At 69.6% G+C, this 4,200-nt stretch carries 4 protein-coding genes; all 4 read right to left on the bottom strand.

Translation table 11 applies throughout. The features are described from left to right. Window positions 1-281: 281 nt before the first annotated feature. Window positions 282-1,163: a DICT sensory domain-containing protein gene (locus FCN22_RS21170; protein WP_162308296.1), complete on the bottom strand. Its 882-nt coding sequence runs from the start codon at window positions 1,161-1,163 to the stop codon at window positions 282-284. Between the two features lie 93 nt (window positions 1,164-1,256). Continuing rightward, on the bottom strand, window positions 1,257-1,925 hold the full coding sequence (locus tag FCN22_RS21165) for a CPBP family intramembrane glutamic endopeptidase (RefSeq protein ID WP_137123544.1): 669 nt from the start codon (window positions 1,923-1,925) through the stop codon (window positions 1,257-1,259). An 83-nt stretch (window positions 1,926-2,008) separates the two neighbouring features. After that, on the bottom strand, window positions 2,009-2,905 hold the full coding sequence (locus FCN22_RS21160) for an NAD(P)H-binding protein (RefSeq protein WP_137123543.1): 897 nt from the start codon (window positions 2,903-2,905) through the stop codon (window positions 2,009-2,011). Continuing rightward, window positions 2,902-3,810: a MerR family transcriptional regulator gene (locus tag FCN22_RS21155; RefSeq protein ID WP_162308295.1), complete on the bottom strand. Its 909-nt coding sequence runs from the start codon at window positions 3,808-3,810 to the stop codon at window positions 2,902-2,904. The genes FCN22_RS21160 and FCN22_RS21155 overlap by 4 nt, the downstream gene beginning before the upstream one ends. Window positions 3,811-4,200 lie beyond the last annotated feature (390 nt).

Here is a 4,200-nt window from a genome sequence, read left to right as displayed (position 1 = left end):
CACCCGCAGCCGGCCGGGCCGCTTGGTCACTGGCGCGCAGCCCTGCCGCGCCCTTGGGAATGCTCGAGGTGCTCATCGGACCCTTCCGCCTGCCTGGGTCGACCGTCTGGGCAAACGCGCCACGTCGCCCAGTATATGTTCGTCGTGAACACAATAATCTATTCGTTGCGAGTAAGTGTCAATGGAGACGAAGCATTACCAGCCGGACTGCTGCGCGGTGAAGGTCGCCTGCCCGGCCACCAGGTCGAGCCTCGAGCACCCCGGCGGCTGCGGCAGGGTCGTCAGGTGCTGCGCTCGAGGTAGGAGACCATGCGGTCGAGCAGGCCGGCTGCACGGGCCAGATCGGCAGAGGCGGGCGCTGGGGTGTCGGCGAGGAGCGCGCCCAGGCGGCCCGCAGATTGCGGGGCGAACCTGGTTGCCATCTCCACGCAGGCACGGGCGGCGTCCCGGACGGCGGCTGGGTCGACGGTCCAGACGGTTTCGAATCGTCGGTCGGAGTCTGCGGCGGGCTCTGGGCCGAGCTGCTCCCAGCCCGCGATGGCGGCCGGATAGTCGGGGCAGTCACAGACCAGGGCCCACTCCCGGCGCATCGGCTCGGTCGTGGGGACGGGCACCTGTAGTGGCCACCGGCTCCCGGCAGGGCGCCGGGGAAAGTCGGCGAAGACGACGACCGCGCTGGCGGTTCGGGCAAGCTCCAGCCAGCGGGCCTGCGACTGACGGTAGAACCGGCGTTGCTGGAAGCTGACGAAGAGAGCCGGCTGCTCGGCACGGGCGCAGCATTCGTCTTCGACAGCACGCGTCAGCGCCAACAAGGTGGACTTGCGCAGGACGTGCGCACGCAGTTCCGGATGCCGGTGCCGCAGCGCGGAGAACACCGACGACTCCACGTGCTCATCGGTGCTGCGCGCCGACTGGACGGCAGCTTCCATGTTGAGGCCGGCAGCTCGCCGGCGCAGGATCTCCTGCACCAGTTCGACGTCGCGATCGGTGTAGCGTCGGTGGCCCCCTCGTAGGCGACGTGGCACGGGAACACCATGACGTGTCTCCCATGTCCGCAGCGTGGCCTGGGGCACTCCGGTGCGGACGGACAGATCACCGATGGTCAGCTCCGCGTCTTGGCCCTGTTCGTCGATGATCTGCTCCTCGTTGTGGCTCGCGCTCATGCTAACGGGCCGCAGTGGGCCGCAGTGGGCCGCAGTGGGCCGCATCTCGCCGATCGGGCCGGATGGCCCACCGACGCGCGTTGGAGAAGTCGGTCACGGGTTTCGGCCGGCCGGCCGGAACAGGGGCGGCAGGTGACGCAGCATCAACACAGACCAGGTCAGGTGGGTCAGGATGGGCGCCTGCACGCCGCCGGACGCCCGGCGCTGGAACCCGAACAGGACACCCATGGCGGCGCCTGCGAGGGTCAACGCCGGATTGCGAGTGGCGGCCGTGGCCGCAACATAGGCAGCGCTGGAGACCGCCACCGGATGACCATCCCGCGTGGCTTGGTACAGCGCCCCGCGGAAGAACAGCTCTTCGGCCACCCCGTTGGCGCACGTGGTTATCAGCACGGCTGGAGCCGATCCCTCGTCGGCATACCTGAGGACACGGGTGATGGCTCGGTTCAGGATCGGGATTCGCCTCGCGAGCAGGGCGGCGAGGTAGAACAGCCCGAAGGCGCCGACTCCCGTGGCGACCGGAGTCACCACCGGCCGGCGGAGCTGGCTGTCGCGGCCTTCGATCCACCCCAGGTGCAGTGGTCCCGAGACGAAGGCTCCCGCGGTCCACGTGGCTGCTGTGGTCATGGTGAGCACCAGGAAGCGTCGTGATCCAGGCCTGCTGGTCATCGAGCTGGCCAGTAGCGCCGCTCCGCCGACCCCGGTGGCGCCGACGGCTCGACGGCGGAAACTGCGCACCTGTTGCGGCTCGGGGGCTGGCATCGGGGTCTGTTCGAGCAGCGGTTTCGGCAGGCGGTCGCGCAGCCGAGACCGTGGCGCGCGCGGGGGTCCTCCACCACGGCGCGTCACGGTCCGCCCGCTTCCTGCGCACGCTCTTGGAGGGCCCGCCGTACCGCCGTGTCGAACGACAGCGGTTCGAAGGGCACCAGCCCGCGGATGGCGTCGTCCCGGACCACCACTTCGTTGCTCATCGAGTCGATCAGCGCTCGACCGGTCGTGGCGTCCACGTCCGTGACCAGGGCCAGCCACCAGGAGGACAGCCGTGGGCTGAGCAGGGGGACCGGCAGCAGCACCAGCGGACGGCGCTCGATCGTGGCCACTCGGCGCAGCATCGTCGCGTACTGGAGGACTTCAGGACCTCCCACGTCGAACGCCCGGGATCCCTCGGCCGGGAGCACGAGACAGGCCACGAGGTAGCGAATCACGTCCTCGACGGAGATCGGTTGCGTGCGGGTGACAACCCACCTCGGGGTCACCATCACGGGGAGGTGCTCGACCAGCTGTCGGGTCAGCTCCCACGACGTGCCGCCGTGGCCGACGATGATCCCGGCACGCAGTGAAACCACCGGCAGACCACCGGCCTCGAGCAGTCCCTCGACCTCGCGCCGGCTGCGCAGGTGCGCGGACAGTGCGTCGGTGTCGTCGCCGAGTCCACCGAGGTAGACGATCCGCTTCAACCCCGTTGCGCCGGCGGCCGCCCCGAAGGCCAGGGCCGCGTCCGCGTCCCTACGCTCGAAGTCGGGAGCGTCCAACGAATGCACGAGGTAGTAGGCGGCGTCGCAGCCACTCATGGCCTGCTCCAGAGTGTCGGCCGCGTGCACGTCCCCGTGGACCGGCACCGCAGGCCCGGAGTAGCCGTCGGGGTGTCGGGTCATCGCGATCACCTCGTGACCCGCGTCAGCCAGCGCCGGGCAGAGCCGCCGGCCGACGAAGCCGGTGGCTCCCGCCACCAGCACCTTCATCCTGTTGCCTTGACCAGCTCGGCTTGGGTGACCGGGTCTCCGTCGAGCAGCGTGGCACCCAGCCGCTCGGCCAGCGAGGCGGTCGCGCCGGCACCGGCCAGCGCCAGCGTGCTGCGACCGGCCAGTGCAGCGAGCTCTGCGGCCACGTGCTCGAACCGCGCCGGGTCGGTGCTCGCCACGACGACCAGTATGGGCGATGTCGCCTGCACCGCTGAGGTCAACTCCTCGACCGGGGTGGATGTCCCGAGATAGGTGACGGCCCAACCGCGGCGGGCCAGCACGATGCCGAACACCAGCAGCGCGAGATCGTGCAGCTCACCGGGCGGACAGGCCAGCACCACCGACGGGCCGCCGCCGGCGCCCCAGCCCCGGGCCAGCCCGGCAAGCCTTCCCCGCAGGACGTTGCTGGCGAAGTGCTCCTGCGCTACGGTGGCCGTGCCCTGTTCCCAGCGGTCGCCGAGATCGGCCAGGTAGGGCACGACGACTCCGCGCAGCACCGAGTTCAGCGAGAGGTCACCGAGCGCGCGGTCCAGCACGGCTTGCGCTGCCGGCTCGTCGAAGGCGTCCAGGGCGCGGCGCAGGTCCTCCTTCACCCCCTCGAACCCGACGTGGTCTCGGTGGTCGGTGCTCGAGGCGGGCACCGCGGTGACCGGGGGTGCGGCGCCGGTCGGGTCTGCCAGCACGACCTCGGCCGCCTGGGCCGGGGCGAGGCCCTCGGCCAGGAGCCTCTTCATCCGCTCGATACGCGCCTCGTCGGCGGGTGAGTAGAGCCGGTAACCGCCGGCTGATCGCGTCGGGTCCAGCACGCCATACCTGCTCTCCCACGCGCGCAGGGTGTGGGTGGAGAGCCCGACGCGGCTGCTCAACGCGCCAATCCGCAGGCCGCCCTGGTCCGGAGAACTCATGAAGGCACTATACAACGTCTTGCTAAACACTTGACATACCTTCGACAGCCTTCCTAACCTTGGTCTGTGGTCACATCTGGCCGGGCCTGGCAAGGGGCCCCCGGCGACCCGCGCCGAGGAGAGAAACATGACTACCGGGCCGTACGCGGATCTGCTCGCTACCCTCCTGTCTCGGGATCAACTACCCTCCGACGCCAATATGAGCCAAGCAGATACCGGCCGTGCGATGGGCGACGCCACTCCGAGCAGAAACTCGCACCAGCTGGGGATGGACAATCCTGCCCTCCAGGAGTTCTGGGAGGAACGTCACCTCTGTCGACGACGCTTGAAAGCGAGGCCATAGCGACGATCGAAAACTGGGCCACCCAGGCAGATTGGATGGGTGATCTC

It is taken from the genome of Segeticoccus rhizosphaerae (genome assembly GCF_005222685.1).
In the GTDB taxonomy this organism is placed as follows: Bacteria; Actinomycetota; Actinomycetes; order Actinomycetales; family Dermatophilaceae; genus Segeticoccus; species Segeticoccus rhizosphaerae.
This window is presented reverse-complemented; position numbering and strand designations above follow the sequence as displayed.

Bases quoted from the DNA above. Each gene is read 5' to 3' on its own strand.
- FCN22_RS21165 (WP_137123544.1), bottom strand. From the start codon at position 1,925: ATGCCAGCCCCCGAGCCGCAACAGGTGCGCAGTTTCCGCCGTCGAGCC.
- FCN22_RS21155 (WP_162308295.1), bottom strand. From the start codon at position 3,810: ATGAGTTCTCCGGACCAGGGCGGCCTGCGGATTGGCGCGTTGAGCAGC.
- FCN22_RS21170 (WP_162308296.1), bottom strand. From the start codon at position 1,163: ATGAGCGCGAGCCACAACGAGGAGCAGATCATCGACGAACAGGGCCAA.
- FCN22_RS21160 (WP_137123543.1), bottom strand. From the start codon at position 2,905: ATGAAGGTGCTGGTGGCGGGAGCCACCGGCTTCGTCGGCCGGCGGCTC.